Here is a 14,768-nt window from a genome sequence, read left to right as displayed (position 1 = left end):
GCGTTGAAGGAGACGAGATGAGCACCCTCACCCAGACGAGCCCTCCCACGAAGACCTACGAGCAGGTCCGCGCCGAGCACCGCTGGAACGTGCCGGAGCGGTACAACATCGCGCACGACGTCTGCGACAAGCACCCGCGCGACGGACTCGCGATGATCTGGGAGCGCTACGACGGCGCCCGCCGTGACGTCAGCTGGGGCGAGCTGCAGGACCTTGCCAACCAGGCCGCGCACGTGCTGAAGGCGCACGGCGTCGGGCGCGGCGACCGCGTCGCCGTCGTGCTGCCGCCGACGCCGGAGACGGCCGCCGTCTTCCTCGCGACCTGGAAGCTCGGCGCGGTGCTGCTGTCGATGTCGGTGCTGTACGGCGACGAGGGGATCCGCCACCGCCTCGCCGACAGCGAGCCGCGGCTGCTGGTGACCGACGTCGCCAACGTCGAGCGGTTCGACGCGAGCCTCGTCGACGACGTCTTCGTGATCGACGGCGAGGCCGGCGCGAGGCTGCTGACGACCGCGCCGAAGGACCACATCGCGACCGACACCTCCGCCGACGATCCGGCGCAGCTCTACTACACGAGCGGCACGACCGGGCTGGCGAAGGGGATCGTCCACGCCCATCGCTACATCCTCGGCCACGAGGAGTTCACCTGGTCGCACGAGGTGCAGGAGGGCGAGCGCTTCCACGGCATGGGCGAGTGGGCGTGGGCGGCCGGGATCGCACCGCTGCTGGGTCCGTGGCGCCTCGGCGCCACGCAGGTCGTCTTCCAGCGCAGAGGCGGCTTCGACCCCGCCGACCAGCTCGCGTTCCTCTCGCGCCACGAGGTCACCAACGTCTTCACGACGCCGACGGCGATGCGGGCGATGATGACGCTGTCGGATGCGGGTGCGCGATACCCGCAGGTCTTTCGCCGCGTCTGCTCCGCCGGCGAGCCGCTGAACCCGGAGGCGATCCGCTGGTTCCGCGAGCAGTACGGCGTCACCGTGCTCGACTACTACGGGCTGACGGAGTCGTATCCGCTCGTCGGCAACGTGCCGTGGATGGAGGTGCGCGACGGCTCGATGGGCAAGCCGATGCCGGGCTGGGAGGTCGCGATCCTCGACGAGGACGAGAAGCCGGTCGCCCAGGGCGAGCGCGGCGAGATCTGCCTGCGCGCGCGGAGCAACCCGCACTACCCGCTCGGCTACTGGCGCCGCCCGGAGGAGAGCGAGGCGACCTTCGGCGGCGACTGGTTCCACACCAAGGACGCCGCCTCCGAGGACGAGGACGGCTACTACTGGTACGAGGGCCGCGCCGACGACGTGATCATCGCCGCCGGCTACCGGATCGGCCCGTTCGAGGTCGAGTCCGCGTGTCTGGAGCACCCGGCCGTGCGCGAGGCCGCCGCGGTCGCCTCGCCCGATCCGGTGAAGGGCAACGTCGTGAAGGCGTTCGTCGTGCTGGCGGACGGCTTCGAGGGCAACGACGCGCTCGCCGACTCGATCAGAACCCACGTGCGCGGCCGCCTGTCGGCGTACGCCTACCCGCGCAAGGTCGAGTTCGTCAGCGACCTGCCGAAGACGCTGACCGGCAAGATCCGCCGCATCGAGCTGCGTCAGGCGGAGCTGGAGAGGTAGCCTCGCGGGCGTGCTGCTGCCGCTGCTCGCCCTGCTCGCGACCGTCCCCGCGTCGCCCGGCGCCGCCGCCACCGCGGCGGCGCCGGCCACGACGTTGACGATCGACCTCGACCGCGCGCTCGTGCGCGGCTTCAACCGTGACGGCTTCATCGTCTCCGGTGTCTATCCGGCGACCCTGCGCGGCGACCGGCTGCGGCTGCCGGACGGCGACGCGCGCGGCGGGCTGTTCCTGCACGCGGGAATGCACCGCCTGACGCTCGATCGTTTCGCGCTGCGCGACGGCGGGCGGGCGCTGCGAGCACGGGTCGGCACCCGCTCCGTCGTGCTCGCGCGCGGCTCTACCAGCCGCTTCACGCTCACGCGCGCCGGCGCCCACGCACTGCGAGCGCAGCTGCACACGGCGCGCCCCGTCGCGGGCGCGCCGCTGGGCCGCGTCAGCGCGACGCGCCCGCGCTGACGAGCCGCCTACCCGCCCGACGCGCTGAACGTCTCGGCGTAGCGCTGCAGGAACCGCGCTTCCGCATGCGCCAGCCGCTCGATCTCGCGCGGGTCGACCGACTCGTTCGGGGCGTGGATCAGGCAGGTCGGCTCCTCCACGCCGAGCAGCAGGATCTCGGCGTCGGGGAAGGTCTCGGCGAGCGCGCTGCAGAGCGGGATCGAGCCGCCGGCGCCGGCGGTCGTCAGCTCGCGCCCGTACGCCTCGTGCATCGCCTCGGCGATCGCGTCGTAGGCCGGTCCCCCGGTCAAGCCGGCGAACGGCGGCGCCGCCTCGCCCGGCTCGACCGTCAGCTGCACGCCCCACGGCGCGACGCGCTCGACGTGCGCTACGAGCAGGTCGCGCGCGGTGACGGGATCTGTGCCGGGCGGGACGCGCAGGCTCAGCCGCGCACGCACCGCCGCCGGGACGGCGTTCGAGGAGCCGACGACCGGCGGGCAGTCGATCCCCAGCACCGTCAGCGCCGGCCGCGCCCACAGCATGTCGGCGGGCGCGCCGTCGCCGACCAGCTCGACGCCGTCGAGCACGTTCGCATCGGCGCGGAAGCGCTCCGGCGGGTAGTCGACGCCGCTCCAGCGCTGCGTCGCGTCGAGCCCTTCGACGGTCGTGTTGCCGTGCTCGTCGTGGAGCGTCGCGAGGATCTTCACGAGCGCGACGAGCGCGTCCGGCGCCGGGCCGCCGAACATGCCGGAGTGCATCGGCGTCGCCAGCGTTCTGACGGTCACGTCGACCGTCACGGTGCCGCGCAGCGCGGTCGTCAGCGTCGGCACGCCGGCGGCGACGTTGCCGGTGTCGGCGACGATCACCGCGTCGGCGCGCAGCAGCTCGGGGTTGTCGCGTACGAGCCGCTCCATCCCGTCGGTCCCCTGCTCCTCGGCGCCCTCGGAGATCAGCTTCAGGTTGACCGGGTACGCGCCGTCGCCGGTCCCCCTGAGCGCGCGCAGGGCGGTCAGGTGCAGCGCGATGTTGCCCTTGCAGTCGGCCGCGCCGCGCCCGTACCAGCGGCCGTCGCGCTCGGTCAGCTCGAAGACGGGCGACTCCCAGTCGTCGTCGCCGAGCGGCGGCTGCACGTCGTAGTGGCAGTAGAGCAGCACGGTCGGGGCGCCGAGCGGTCCGGCGGCGGTGCCGAAGACGGCCGGGTGACCGTCGGAGGTCTGCTCGAAGCGGGCGTCGTCGAAGCCCAGCGCCTTGAAGCGGTCGATCACGTACTGCCCGGCCGCGATGCACTCCTCGGCCGGGAACTGCTGCGGATCGGCGACAGATCTGAACGCGACCAGCGCCGCCAGATCGTCGCGCGCGCTCCCCATCAACCCTCTGATCGTCTCGGCCAGCATCCGGTCCTCCGTGCCTGTCGCGGTCGGTCGCGGCAGACGCTACGCGATGACCCGCGCGAGCGCCCGCCAGCGCGCCTGGCGCCAGCGGAAGAGGCCGTGGGCGAACAGCCACACGAGCGGCGTCGCGGGCCCGGCGTCGAGCGTCACCTCGTCGGTGTAGCGGCAGGCCGCGTCGCCGCGCGGCTCGAACGTGAGGCGGTGGTTCCAGCTGCGCAGCAGGCCGCCGCGCTCGTTCGTGAACAGCTCGCGCGGCTCGAGCGTGACGATCCGCAGGTGGTGGCGCCAGGCCGGGATCGCGCCGAACCACCACAGGCGGGCGCTCAGCTCGTCGCCGGGCGCCGCGCTCGCCTCGAAGTCACGGTCGCGCGGAAGGCCCGTGACGCGGAAGACCGGTTTGACGACGAAGGCGAACAGCGCCGGACGGCGCGCGAGCGCGCAGGCGCGCTCGGCGGAGAGCGGCAGGTCGGTGGAGACGCGGACGACGGCCATGCGGCCTCCTCTCGCCGGAGTTTCAGCGACCCGCGTGCGGCGGCCGCCCCAAGCGCGTAGTGTGAGCAATAGCTCGCGTTTGCGCTACTCGCGTTTCGCGGGCGCCTCCGCCGATGCCGACGAGATCCCTCAGAGCCCGCAGACAGCCGCGTCAGGCGCGCTCGCGCGAGACGGTCGAGGCGCTGCTGGAGGCGGCTGCTCAGGTCTTCGAGCGCCACGGCTACGCGGCCGGCACGACGAACCGGATCGCCGCGCGCGCCGGCGTCTCGATCGGTTCGCTCTACCAGTACTACCCGAGCAAGGACGCGATCCTGCTGGCGCTGGTCGAGCGCCATGTCGCGGAGGGAGAGGCGGCGCTGGCGCCGCTCGCGGGGTGGTTGGCGGGCGATTCGTCGCCGGGCCTCCGCGACGGCCTCCAAGCGCTCGTCGCGGCGATGGTCGCGCTGCACGCCGACCGCCCGGCGCTCCACCGCGTGCTGTTCGAGGAGGCACCGCGGCCACCGGCGCTGCGCCGCCGTCTCGACGGCCTCGCCACGCAGGCCGCCGACGCGATCGCCGCGTGGCTGCGCGCCTGCCCTGAGGTGCGCGTCGCCGATCCGGAGCTTGCCGCGCGCCTGGTCGTGCAGACGGTCGAGTCGATCACCCACACGCTCGTCATCCACCCCGCCGCCGACCGCCCGCCGGCCGCCTGGACGGCCGCGACGGTCGCCATGCTCGCCGCCTACCTGGCGGCGGTGCCGGTCGATGACCGTCATCCCGCACCCCGCTGAGGGGTGCCAGATGACGGTCCTCCGACGGTTCAGCGCACCTCGCCGCGCGTGAGCAGCGGCCAGACCTCTTCGACGACGCCGTTGCGGGCGGCGAGGATCGCGTCGTGGAGGTTGACGCAGGTGCAGGCGTGGTTGGGGACGAGCTGGTGGCGGTCGCCGACGCGGGCGGTCGCGGCCAGCTCAGGCGGCAGCTCGCAGACGGCGTGCTCCTCGTTGAGCGAGACGACCTCCGCGCCGGGCGCGGTCGTCAACCGGCCCCAGCCGGTCAGGCCGGCCGGCGCGCCGGCCTCGCCGAGCGTCTTGGAGCCGGTGTCGAGCACCATCCGCCCCGGGACGCTCGTGGAGATCACCGAGGCGTGCACCTGCAGCGCCGCGTCGTCCTCCTGCCAGGCGCCGCGCGCCTCGCTGCGGTCGAGGAAGACGTAGTTGCCGGCGCGCACCTCCGTCATCACCGTCTCGTGCGCGAGGAAGAGCGTCGCGGTCGAGCCGCCGGAGACGCGGTCGCAGCGGATGCCGGCGGCCGCGAAGGCGTCGCGGGTCGCGCGCAGCAGCTGTTCGACGCGCGCGAGTCCGTCGCGCACCTCGGCGAGCGTCCCGCGCACGTGGCCGGGGTAACAGGAGATGCCGGCGACGCGCAGTCCGCTCGCGCTCGCGCCGCTCGGCGCGCTGCTCATCGGCGCCCCGCCCGCGCTGTGCGAGGCCGCGCCACCGGCCGGCGCGAGTCGCTCGACCCCCTCCGCCAACGCCAGCGCCTCGGCGGCGCCGCCGACGCCGGTGCGGCGCATGCCGGCGTCCAGCTCGATCAGCACCTCCGCGCTCGTGCCGCGAGCGCGGAGGGCGCGGTCGAGGCCCTCGGCTGCGGCCAGCGAGTCGAGCGCGACGGTCAGCGGCACCTGACCCGCGACCTGCGCGAGCCGCTCCCACTTCGCCGTCCCCCACGCCGGATAGTGCAGCAGCAGCGGGCCAAAGCCGGCGGCCGCGAACAGCTCCGCCTCGCGCGTCTTGGCGACCGTGAAGCCGGCCGCGCCGGCGTCGCGCTGACGCGCGGCGAGCGCGACCGTCTTGTGCGTCTTCAGGTGCGGCCACAGCGCCAGCCCGCGCTCGCGCGCGTAGGCGGCGGCGCGCGCGACGTTGCGGTCGACCACATCGAGGTCGGCGACGACGACCGGCGTCTCCAGCTCCGAGACGTGACGGCCGATCGCGTCCTCCCAGCGAGCCGCGCGCGCGCCGGCGTCGCGCAGCCCGCCGGCGCCGCTCACGCGACACCTCCGCTGGAAGAACGAGCCCCCTGGGCGAGATCTTCCGACGCTGTCCGAGGCCGCAGGCCGAGCGACAGCGCATCGCCGCTCACCGGATCGAAGACGTGCAGCGCGCGATGGTCGACGGCCAGCTCGATGCGCTCCCCCGCCCGCACCGCGTGCCGGCCGTGAACAGCCGCCGTGAAGCGGGCGCGGCGGTCGTCGGCGAGCAGCGTGCCGTCATCGGGGTCGCGTTGGTCGGCGGCCTCCTGGACGGCCTCCGCCGTCACTCTCGGCGCCTCCAGCGCGAAGATCGCGTGCGTCTCCGCGCCCAGCTCCTCGACTGCCTCGACCGTCACCGCGATCCGCGGCCACGACGGGTCGACCGACGGCCCCGCCAGCTCCAGGTCGGTCGGCCGGATCCCCAGCACCACGCGTCGCTCAGCGCCGTCGGAGCCCGCCAGCCCGTACCCCTCCGGCAGCGCGATCGCGTGCTCGCCGAAGCGCACGACCCCGTCCCCCACCACCGCGTCGGCGAGGTTCATCGACGGCGAGCCGATGAAGGCCGCGACGAACAGGTTGACCGGCCGGCGGAACAGCTCCTGCGGCACGTCGCACTGCTGCAGCACGCCACCGCGCATCACCGCGACGCGCTGGCCGAGCGTCATCGCCTCGACCTGATCGTGGGTGACGTAGACCGTCGTCGTGCCGACGCGCTCGTGCAGCCGCGCGAGCTGGCCGCGCATCGAGGCGCGCAGCTTCGCGTCGAGGTTGGAGAGCGGCTCGTCCATCAGGAAGGCGGCCGGCTCGCGCACGAGCGCGCGCCCCATCGCGACGCGCTGACGCTGGCCGCCGGAGAGCGCGACCGGCTTGCGCGCCATCAGCTCCTCCAGCCCGAGCATCCCGGAGACCTCGTCGACGCGCCGCGCGACCTCCTCCTTCGGCGTGCGCCGCTGGCGCAGCCCGAAGGCGAGGTTCTCGGCGACCGTCATGTGCGGGTAGAGCGCATAGTTCTGGAAGACCATCGCGATGTCGCGGTCGGGCGGCTGCAAGCGTGTCACGTCGCGCCCGCCGATGCGGATCGCGCCGTGAGTCACCTCCTCCAGCCCGGCGATCATCCGCAGCAGCGTCGACTTGCCGCAGCCGGAGGGCCCGACGAGCACCATGAACTCGCCGTCGGCGACCTCCAGCTCGACCGCGTCGACAGCGCAGACGCCGCCGTCGTAGACCTTCGAGACGGCGTCGATCTCGATCGCGCCCACCGCTCAGCCCTCCCCGTCCCCGAGTCCGCCGAGCACCGCGACGCAGTCGATCTCGACCTTGATCCCGAGCAGCGCGGCGCCGATCGTGGTGCGCGCCGGCAGCGGCACGCCGTCGCCGCCGCGCGAACGGAAGAACTCCGAGTAGACGGCGTTCATCGCGGCGAAGTCGTCGAGGTCGGCGAGGTAGACGCCGACGCGCACGACGTCGGCGACCGTCGCGCCGCCGTCGCGCAGCACCGCCTCCACGTTCGAGAGCGTCAGCAGCGTCTCCGCTTCGATCGTGCCGGCGACGACGGCGCCGTCGCGCAGCGGGCCCTGCCCGGCGACCCACAGCATCGTGCCGCGCGCGAGGATGCCGGGCGAGTAGGGAGCGGCGGGGGTCGTGCCATGGACTGCTTGCTTCATCGGTCTAGCCCTTCACGGCGCTCGAGGTGAGCGATTGGATGAACGTGCGCTGCGCGAGCAGGAAGGCGATCAGCACCGGCAGCGTCGTCAGCACGTCGCCGGCCATCACGGCCGCCCACTCGGTGCGGTGCTGGCCCTGGAAGGTCGTCAGCCCCAGCTGGAGGGTGTAGTTCTCGTCGGAGGAGATCGCGATCAGCGGCCACGTCAGGTCGTTCCAGACGGTCAGGAACGTCAGCACCGCCAGCGTCGTCAGCGCCGGCCGCGCGAGCGGCAGCACGATCTTCACGAGCACCGTCAGGCGCGAGCAGCCGTCGATCCGCGCCGCCTCCTCCAGCTCTCTCGGCAGCGAGACGAAGAACTGCCGCAACAGGAAGATCCCGAACGCCGACACCAGCCCCGGCACGATCAGCGCGCCGAGCGAGTCGATCAGCCCCAGCTCCTTCATGATCAGGAAGGTCGGGATCATCGTCAGCTGGAACGGGATCACGAGCGTCGTCAGCATCAGCCCGAAGACGACGTTGGAGCCGCGGAAGCGCATCCGCGCGAAGGCGTAGGCCGCCAGCGAGCAGAGCACGAGGTTCGATGCGACGGCGGCCGCCGAGACGATCGCCGAGTTGAGGAACCAGCGCGGGAAGAGCCCGTTGGAGAGGACGTAGTCGTAGCCGGTCAGGTGCAGCGCGTCGGGGATGATCGTCGGCGGGAACTGGTTGATCTGCGCGTTGCTCATGAACGAGGTCAGGAACAGCCAGATCAGCGGCGCCGCGAACAGCAGCGCCAGCGGCGCCAGCACGAGATGCCAGGGGCTGAACGGCAGGCGGCGGAGCGTCATGCGACCGCCCTCCGGCGCCGCAGCGCCCGCACCGCCAGCTGCGTGCCGCCGAGCGCGAAGATCGCCAGCGCCAGCACGTACGCCGCGGCCGAGCCGTAGCCGGCGTGGAAGAACTGGAACGCCTGCTCGTAGACGTAGTAGACGACGACGGTCGTGGCGCCGAGCGGGCCGCCGCGCGAGGTCGCGTAGACGAGGTCGAACAGCTGCAACGCCTGGAAGGTCTGCCACACGAGCAGGAAGATCGTCACCGGCCGCAGCGATGGCAGCACGATCTTGCGCAGCGTCGCCCAGCGCCGCGCGCCGTCGATCGAGGCCGCTTCGAGCAGCTCTCTGGGGATGTCCTGGAGCGCGGCGAGGAAGACGATCACGCAGAAGCCGAGCCCGCCCCAGAGGCCGATCCCGACGAGCACGTAGAGCGCCTGCCCGGGATCCTGCAGGAAGCCCTGTCTGGCGATCCCGACGCCGTCGAGCGCCGCGTTGGCGAGCCCGTACTGCGGGTCGAGGATGAAGCTGAACAGCACCCCCTGCGCCGCCGCCGACATGATGAAGGGGACGAAGACGAGCGTCCGGTAGACGCCGATGAAGCGGATTCTGCGGTTCAGCATCAGCGCGATCGCGAGCCCGCCGATGACGCTCAGCGGCACGAACAGCGCCGTGTAGACCAACGTGTGCTGGACGGCGTCGCCGAAGGTCGGGTCTCTCAACAGCGCGCGGTAGTTGTCGAGGCCGATCCACTCGGCCGGGGTGACGAGGTCAGATCTCTGCAGCGACAGCAGGAAGGCCCACGCCATCGGCAGGAAGTTGAAGCCGAGGATCAGCAGCGTCGAGGGCAGGATGAACAGCCACGCGCTCGGGTGCTCGCCGAAGACGCGCCGGCGCCACGAGGGCGCCGGCGCGGCCGCTGCACGGCGAGCCGGGGGTGCGACAGGTGCGGCGGCGGCCATCGGTCAGCCTCCCGCCCCGGCTCCCGCGAGCAGCGCGTCGCTTCTCTGCGCGGCGGCCTCCAGCGCCTCCTGCGCGTCGGCACGGCCGAGCAGGACCGCGACCACTGCCTCCCCGACGTTCTTGGAGATCTCCGGGTAGACCTGCAGGGACGGGCGCGCGCGAGCGGTGTCGAGCGCGGCCGCGAAGACGTCGGTGCCGGGTATCTGCGCCGCCAGCCTTCTGTACTGCGGCGAGGCGGCGGTGCTGGCGCGCAGCGGCAGCGTCTGCAGCGCTCTGACGAGCGCGAGGTCCTGTCTTCTGGCGGTCAGCCACTGGACGAACTCCTGCGCCGCTCTGGCGCGCTCGTCGCCGTTGTCGAACAGCACCCAGTTGTCCGATCCGGAGATCGTCGTGTGGTCGCCGTCGAAGCCGGGCAGGCGCTGCGTGCCGTAGTCGACTCTCGCGTCGATCACGTCGGGCAGGATCCACGGGCCGGCCTCGACCATCGCCAGCTTGCCGCCCTGGAACAGTCTGATCGCGCGCTCGCCGTTGGGATCGGAGTCGACGAAGATCGACTTGTCCTCGGTCGCCATCTCGCCGACCAGCTCCAGCGCCGCGACGCCCTCGGGCGAGTCGAACGCGACCGTTCTACCGTCGGGCGAGAGGATCTCGCCGCCCTGCTGCCACAGCATCGGCCACAGCCGCCAGGTCGTGTCCTCGCCGCCGGCGCCGGGCCACGAGAAGCCGAACTGGCCCTTGTCCTCGTCGGTCAGCCGCTTCGCGGTCGCGCGGAAGTCGTCCCACGTCCAATCGGCGTCGGGGTACGGCTCGCCGGCGGCGTCGAACAGTCTCTTGTCGTAGATGATCCCGAGGTTGTCGGCGAGCGCCGGCACGGCGCGCACTCTGCCCTCGACGGTCGCCGCCTCGCGCTCGCCCGCGAAGAAGTCGTCCCACTGCCAGGCGGGGTCTCTGACCGCCTCGGTCAGGTCCTGGACCTTGTCCGAGCGCGCGATGTTCGCGAGGTCGGAGCCGAACACGTAGGCGACGTCGGGATAGGCGCCGCCGGCAAGGCCGGCGGTCAGCTTCGTCAGCATCTCGTCGGCCAGCACGCCGCCCGAGTTGGCGTCGACCTTCACGTCCGGGTGGGACGCGTTGAACTCGTCCACGAGCGTGTCGTATGCGTCTTTCATGATGTCGTTCTGGCCGTGCCAGAAGGTCACCTCGACGGGGCCGCCGTCGGCCCCGCTGCCCCCGTCGTCGTCGCTGCTTCCGCAGCCGGCGAAGGCGAGCAGCGCGGTCGCCGCCACGGCGATCAGCAGTCGTCTCATCGAATCCACCTCTCTCCAGCGCTTTGTCAGCGTCCGAGCAGCTCGCCGCCGTCGACGACGAGGTCCTGCAACGTGATGTGGCCGCTCTCGGGCGAGAGCAGGAAGGCGATCGCGTCAGCGACGTCGCCCGGCGTCGCGACGCGCCCGTCGGGGATGCGCGGCCGGAACGCCTCCGGGCTGCCGTCGGCCATCCGCTGCACGGCGGCGTGGTCGCCGGCGACCGTCCGCATCATCGGCGTGTCGGTCAGCCCGGGCGAGACCGTGTTGACGCGCACGCCGGCGGCGGCGTTCTCCATCCCGAGCACGCGCAGCGCCTGCACGATCGCGGCCTTCGAGGCGCAGTAGGCGACCTGCCGCATGCGCGGCATCGTCGCCGCGATCGAGGCGACGCCGACGATCGCGCCGCCGCCGGCGGCCGCCATCCGCCGCGCGTACGCCTGCGCGACGAAGTAGGCGCCGTGCAGGTTGACGTCGACGATCTGCGCGAACTGCGCGCGCGTCACCTCCAGCGTCGGCGTCGGGAAGAAGGTGCCGGCGACGACCGCGACTCGCAGCGCGTCGGCGCTCGCCGCCACGAGCGCGTCGACCTGCGCGGCGTCGGTCACGTCGACGCGCAGCGCGGTCGCGTCGTGACCGGCGGCGCGCAGCTCGGCGGCGACCTGCTCGACGCCGGCGCCGTCGAGGTCGGCGAGCACGACCCGCTCGCTCCACGCCTCGCGCGCGAGCCGCTGCGCGACGGTCGCGCCGATCCCCTGCGCGGCGCCGACGACGACGGTCGTGCCGGTCCGCACCTCGCGCGCGCTGCGCGCCAGCTCGCCGTTCTCGATCGCGCTCATCGCAGCGCCTCCGGGATCAGGTCGCCGTGCGCGGCGGTCAGCTCGTCGCAGAGCGCCCAGATCTCGTCGAGCGACAGCGTCGCCGCCGCGTTGGGGTCGAGCATCGCGGCGTGGCGGACGTGCTGCTTGTCGCCGTCGATCACCGCGCGCGCCGTCAGCTCGCAGACGTTGAGGAAGGTGCGGTTGAGCGCCGCCAGCTGCACCGGCAGCGCTCCGACGTGAGTCGGCTGCACGCCGCCGCCGTCGACCAGGCACGGCACCTCGACGGCCGCACCGTACGGCAGGTTGTCGATCAGCCCTCTGTTCTCGACCGTGCCGTAGACGACGCGCGGCCGCCCGGTCTCGATCGAGTGGATGATCTCGGGGGCGTACTCGATGCTCGGCTCGCCCGGCAGGTCCTCGCCGGCGGCGAGACGGCGGCGCGTCTCGTGGTACTCGTCGAGGTTCTCCTCGCTCATCGTCACGTAGGCGCCGACCTCGATCCGGTGGCGCTCGATCGCGGCGTCGTCGCGCATCAGCCACGGCAGGTACTCGGCGCTGTGCTCGCTGCTCTCGGTCGGGAAGTAGCCGAGGCGCGAGTACATCTGCATCCGCACTCTGCGCAGCAGCTCCGGGTCGGCGGCGATTCTCGCGTCGAGCAGCGGGTAGAGGTCCTCGCCGTCGCGCTCGAAGCGGAGGATGAACGCCTGGTGGTTGACGCCGGCGCCGCGGAAGGTGACCTCCTCGAACGGCACGCCGACCCACTCGGCCAGCTGGCGCGTCGTGTTCTGCACCGAGTGGCAGAGGCCGATCACGTTCTGCTGCGGCGAGCCGGCGTACGTCGCCCAGCAGAGCGTCGCCATCGGGTTGGTGTAGTTGAGCAGCAGGGCGCCGTCGCTGCTGCCGGCGGCCATGTCGGCCGCGATCCCGTGCATCACCGGGATCGTCCGCAGCGCGCGGAAGATGCCGCCGATCCCGAGCGTGTCGCCGATCGTCTGGCGCAGCCCGTACTTCAACGGGATCTCGTAGTCGGCGACGGTCGCTCTGTGACCGCCGACCTGGACCATGTTGATCACGTAGTCCGCGCCGTAGAGCGCCTCGGCGCGATCGGCGTGCGTCGTGATCCGCGCTCTGGCGCCGGCGTCGCGTGCCGTCCAGCGCGCGACGCCCTCGGCCGTCTCGAGCCGCTCGGGGTCGATGTCGTGCAGCGCGATCGAGACGTCGTGCAGCTCTGGGAAGGACAGGATGTCGCCGAGCAGCATGCGCGTGAAGGTCGCGCTGCCGGCGCCGATGAGGGTGATTCTCGGCATGGGCTCCGTCAGTCGTTCAGTTCACTGTTGTGAACAGTTTTTCTCTCCTCGGAACGCACAGTAACGGCCTGTCAAGCGCTTCGCAAGGTCGCTCGCGTGCTAGCGTGGTTTCGCTTCATGAACACGAGTTCGCAAACGCGAACGAAATCGGAGGGTTGGAGAGATGGCCGGACGGCTGCACGGAAAGGTCGCGATCGTGACGGGCGCGGGCTCGGGGATCGGCCGCGCGACGGCCGTCGCGTACGCCGCCGAGGGCGCCCGCGTCGTGCTCGCCGAGCTCGTGCCGGAGCGCGGCGAGACGGTCGCCGAGCAGATCCGCTGGGGCGGCGGAGAGGCGCTCGTGCTGCCGGTCGACGTGACCGACGGCAGCGCCGTGCAAGCGCTCGTCGCGCGCACCGTCGAGGCGTTCGGCAGCGCCGACGTGCTCGTCCACTCGGCCGCCAACGTGCCGCTCGTCAACGACCACGACGCGCGCCTGACCGAGCTGCCGGACGAGATCTGGGACCGCATCCTCGGCCTCTTCCTGACCGGCACCTTCAACGTCTGCAAGCACGTCGGCCGCCAGATGCTGAGACAGGGCTCCGGCTCGATCGTGCTCGTCTCGACGACCGACGCGCTCGTCGGCGTCGCCGGGCTCGACGCCTACACCGCGGCGAAGGGCGGCGTGACGGCGCTGACGCGCTCCTTCGCCGCCGGGATGGCGCCCGACGGCGTGCGCGTCAACGCGATCTGCCCCAGCTTCGTCTCCAGCGAGCCGCAGCAGGCGTGGCTCGCCGACGCCTCCTCGCATGACACCATCGATCGCTTGCACCTGCTGCCGATCGCCACGCCCGAGGACATCGCGCCGCTCGCCGTCTACCTCGGCGCCGACGAGTCGCGCGTCGTGACCGGCGGCGTCTTCCCGATCGACAGCGGCTACACCGCCTTCAAGGCGAGACTTGACGTGATGGGCGCGATGCGGGTCGAAGGCGAGGTGGGCTGATGGCAGCCACGCGCGAGAACGGCGGCGGCAGCGGCGGCGCGGTCAAGTCGGCCGACCGCGTGCTGACGATCCTCGACCTGCTGGCCGAGCGCGACGCGCTCACCTTCTCGGAGATCGTCAGCGCGCTGGCGCTGCCGAAGTCGTCGGTCCACAACCTGCTGGCGACGATGATCGACCGCGACTACGTCGCCTACGACGCCGCCGCGAAGACCTATGGGCTCGGCATCCGCGTCTGGCAGATCGGCCGCGCGCGGCGCGACGTCGAGCACCTGCGCACGGTGCTGAAGCCGCTGATGGACCAGCTGCGCGAGCAGACCGGCGAGACGGTCCAGCTCGCGCGCCTGGAGGGCGCCGACGCCGTCTACCTGGAGATCAGCGAGTCGCCCCACCCGATGAAGCTCTCCTCGACGCCCGGCGTGCGGCTGCCGGCGCACGCGAGCGGGATCGGCAAGGTGCTGCTCGCCGCGCTCGACCCGGCCGACGCGCGCAACCGCCTGGAGGGGGCGACGCTGCAGGCGTTCACGCCGCACACGCTGACCGACGTCGAGCAGATCGTCGGCGAGCTCGACCGCGTCCGTGTGCGCGGTTACGGCACCGACGACGAGGAGTTCGCGATCGGCTGCCGCTGCGTCGCGATGCCGGTGCTCGACGGCGCCGGCGAGGTCGTCGCCGCGATCTCCGTCTCGACGCCGACGCCGCGCTGGAGCCGCGAGTTCGCCGCCGCGGCGCGCAGATCGCTGGCCGCCGCGACCACCGCCGCGCACGAGCTGCTGACGCGGCGGGGGTAGCTCAGTCGCAACCGCCGAGCAGGTCAGTCGTCAGCATGATGCGCCCGAGCGCCGCCCACGCGGCGCCGTAGTACGACGGCGCGCGCGCCTCCAACGCGTCGGCGCGCGCCAGCAGCCGGTCGCTGGCGCCTGCGTCACCGGCGGCGCGCGCGGCCGCGGCGGCGCCGACCAGCGCGGCCGGGTGG

General features: G+C 72.6%; 15 protein-coding genes and 1 pseudogene. 5 read left to right on the top strand and 11 right to left on the bottom strand.

The window, feature by feature from the left end:
- Positions 1-17 precede the first annotated feature (17 nt).
- Positions 18-1,613, top strand: coding sequence for an acyl-CoA synthetase (locus R7226_RS17510; RefSeq protein ID WP_318598526.1), 1,596 nt, complete (start codon positions 18-20; stop codon positions 1,611-1,613).
- A 10-nt stretch (positions 1,614-1,623) separates the two neighbouring features.
- Positions 1,624-2,070, top strand: coding sequence for a hypothetical protein (locus R7226_RS17505; protein ID WP_318598525.1), 447 nt, complete (start codon positions 1,624-1,626; stop codon positions 2,068-2,070).
- 8 nt (positions 2,071-2,078) lie between these two features.
- On the opposite strand, the gene R7226_RS17500 is transcribed toward R7226_RS17505, so the two are convergent.
- Together R7226_RS17500 and R7226_RS17495 are read right to left on the bottom strand one after the other, a co-directional pair.
- Positions 2,079-3,443: a dipeptidase gene (locus R7226_RS17500; protein ID WP_318598524.1), complete on the bottom strand. Its 1,365-nt coding sequence runs from the start codon at positions 3,441-3,443 to the stop codon at positions 2,079-2,081.
- Positions 3,444-3,482: 39 nt separating this feature from the next.
- A complete protein-coding gene (locus R7226_RS17495) occupies positions 3,483-3,932 on the bottom strand; it encodes a hypothetical protein (protein ID WP_318598523.1) in 450 nt (149 codons plus the stop codon).
- A gap of 113 nt (positions 3,933-4,045) precedes the next feature.
- Here R7226_RS17495 and R7226_RS17490 point away from each other — a divergent pair, with 113 nt between their 5' ends.
- Positions 4,046-4,702, top strand: coding sequence for a TetR/AcrR family transcriptional regulator (locus tag R7226_RS17490; RefSeq protein ID WP_318598522.1), 657 nt, complete (start codon positions 4,046-4,048; stop codon positions 4,700-4,702).
- A gap of 29 nt (positions 4,703-4,731) precedes the next feature.
- Here the strand turns inward: R7226_RS17490 and R7226_RS17485 are convergent, their stop codons facing one another.
- The 8 genes from R7226_RS17485 to melA are packed head-to-tail and all read right to left on the bottom strand — an operon-like array spanning position 4,732 to position 12,813.
- Complete coding sequence (locus R7226_RS17485) at positions 4,732-5,961, bottom strand: alanine racemase (RefSeq protein ID WP_318598521.1); 1,230 nt, start codon at positions 5,959-5,961, stop codon at positions 4,732-4,734.
- Positions 5,958-7,202 carry an ABC transporter ATP-binding protein gene (locus tag R7226_RS17480; protein ID WP_318598520.1) on the bottom strand — a complete coding sequence of 415 codons (1,245 nt, stop codon included), beginning with the start codon at positions 7,200-7,202 and terminating at the stop codon, positions 5,958-5,960. Before R7226_RS17480 ends, R7226_RS17485 begins: the two co-directional genes overlap by 4 nt.
- 3 nt (positions 7,203-7,205) lie before the next feature.
- Positions 7,206-7,607, bottom strand: coding sequence for a RidA family protein (locus R7226_RS17475; protein ID WP_318598519.1), 402 nt, complete (start codon positions 7,605-7,607; stop codon positions 7,206-7,208).
- Between the two features lie 4 nt (positions 7,608-7,611).
- Complete coding sequence (locus R7226_RS17470) at positions 7,612-8,436, bottom strand: carbohydrate ABC transporter permease (protein WP_318598518.1); 825 nt, start codon at positions 8,434-8,436, stop codon at positions 7,612-7,614.
- A complete protein-coding gene (locus R7226_RS17465) occupies positions 8,433-9,380 on the bottom strand; it encodes a carbohydrate ABC transporter permease (protein ID WP_318598517.1) in 948 nt (315 codons plus the stop codon). The genes R7226_RS17470 and R7226_RS17465 overlap by 4 nt, the downstream gene beginning before the upstream one ends.
- A 3-nt stretch (positions 9,381-9,383) precedes the next feature.
- Entirely contained in the window at positions 9,384-10,688 is a 1,305-nt protein-coding gene (locus tag R7226_RS17460) for an ABC transporter substrate-binding protein (protein ID WP_318598516.1), read from the bottom strand.
- A gap of 26 nt (positions 10,689-10,714) precedes the next feature.
- The gene (locus tag R7226_RS17455; protein ID WP_318598515.1) at positions 10,715-11,524 is read right to left on the bottom strand and encodes an SDR family NAD(P)-dependent oxidoreductase; all 810 of its coding nucleotides are present in this window, start codon (positions 11,522-11,524) and stop codon (positions 10,715-10,717) included.
- Positions 11,521-12,813: an alpha-glucosidase/alpha-galactosidase gene (melA, locus tag R7226_RS17450; protein ID WP_318598514.1), complete on the bottom strand. Its 1,293-nt coding sequence runs from the start codon at positions 12,811-12,813 to the stop codon at positions 11,521-11,523. The genes R7226_RS17455 and melA overlap by 4 nt, the downstream gene beginning before the upstream one ends.
- Positions 12,814-12,976: 163 nt before the next feature.
- Here melA and R7226_RS17445 point away from each other — a divergent pair, with 163 nt between their 5' ends.
- Entirely contained in the window at positions 12,977-13,795 is an 819-nt protein-coding gene (locus R7226_RS17445; protein WP_318598513.1) for an SDR family NAD(P)-dependent oxidoreductase, read from the top strand.
- Positions 13,795-14,583: an IclR family transcriptional regulator gene (locus R7226_RS17440; protein WP_318598512.1), complete on the top strand. Its 789-nt coding sequence runs from the start codon at positions 13,795-13,797 to the stop codon at positions 14,581-14,583. Before R7226_RS17445 ends, R7226_RS17440 begins: the two co-directional genes overlap by 1 nt.
- A 1-nt stretch (position 14,584) precedes the next feature.
- Here the strand turns inward: R7226_RS17440 and R7226_RS17435 are convergent.
- Positions 14,585-14,768, bottom strand: a pseudogene (locus R7226_RS17435) (glycosyl hydrolase family 8); the annotation flags it as partial.

This window comes from Conexibacter stalactiti, from assembly GCF_033542075.1.
GTDB lineage: Bacteria > Actinomycetota > Thermoleophilia > Solirubrobacterales > Solirubrobacteraceae > Conexibacter > Conexibacter stalactiti.
This window is presented reverse-complemented; position numbering and strand designations above follow the sequence as displayed.

Excerpts from the sequence above, each read along its gene's own strand:
- R7226_RS17445 (WP_318598513.1), top strand. The coding sequence starts at position 12,977 with ATGGCCGGACGGCTGCACGGAAAGGTCGCGATCGTGACGGGCGCGGGC.
- R7226_RS17495 (WP_318598523.1), bottom strand. The coding sequence starts at position 3,932 with ATGGCCGTCGTCCGCGTCTCCACCGACCTGCCGCTCTCCGCCGAGCGC.
- R7226_RS17470 (WP_318598518.1), bottom strand. The coding sequence starts at position 8,436 with ATGACGCTCCGCCGCCTGCCGTTCAGCCCCTGGCATCTCGTGCTGGCG.
- R7226_RS17475 (WP_318598519.1), bottom strand. The coding sequence starts at position 7,607 with ATGAAGCAAGCAGTCCATGGCACGACCCCCGCCGCTCCCTACTCGCCC.
- R7226_RS17455 (WP_318598515.1), bottom strand. The coding sequence starts at position 11,524 with ATGAGCGCGATCGAGAACGGCGAGCTGGCGCGCAGCGCGCGCGAGGTG.
- R7226_RS17490 (WP_318598522.1), top strand. The coding sequence starts at position 4,046 with ATGCCGACGAGATCCCTCAGAGCCCGCAGACAGCCGCGTCAGGCGCGC.
- R7226_RS17440 (WP_318598512.1), top strand. The coding sequence starts at position 13,795 with ATGGCAGCCACGCGCGAGAACGGCGGCGGCAGCGGCGGCGCGGTCAAG.
- R7226_RS17500 (WP_318598524.1), bottom strand. The coding sequence starts at position 3,443 with ATGCTGGCCGAGACGATCAGAGGGTTGATGGGGAGCGCGCGCGACGAT.
- melA (WP_318598514.1), bottom strand. The coding sequence starts at position 12,813 with ATGCCGAGAATCACCCTCATCGGCGCCGGCAGCGCGACCTTCACGCGC.
- R7226_RS17460 (WP_318598516.1), bottom strand. The coding sequence starts at position 10,688 with ATGAGACGACTGCTGATCGCCGTGGCGGCGACCGCGCTGCTCGCCTTC.
- R7226_RS17465 (WP_318598517.1), bottom strand. The coding sequence starts at position 9,380 with ATGGCCGCCGCCGCACCTGTCGCACCCCCGGCTCGCCGTGCAGCGGCC.
- R7226_RS17510 (WP_318598526.1), top strand. The coding sequence starts at position 18 with ATGAGCACCCTCACCCAGACGAGCCCTCCCACGAAGACCTACGAGCAG.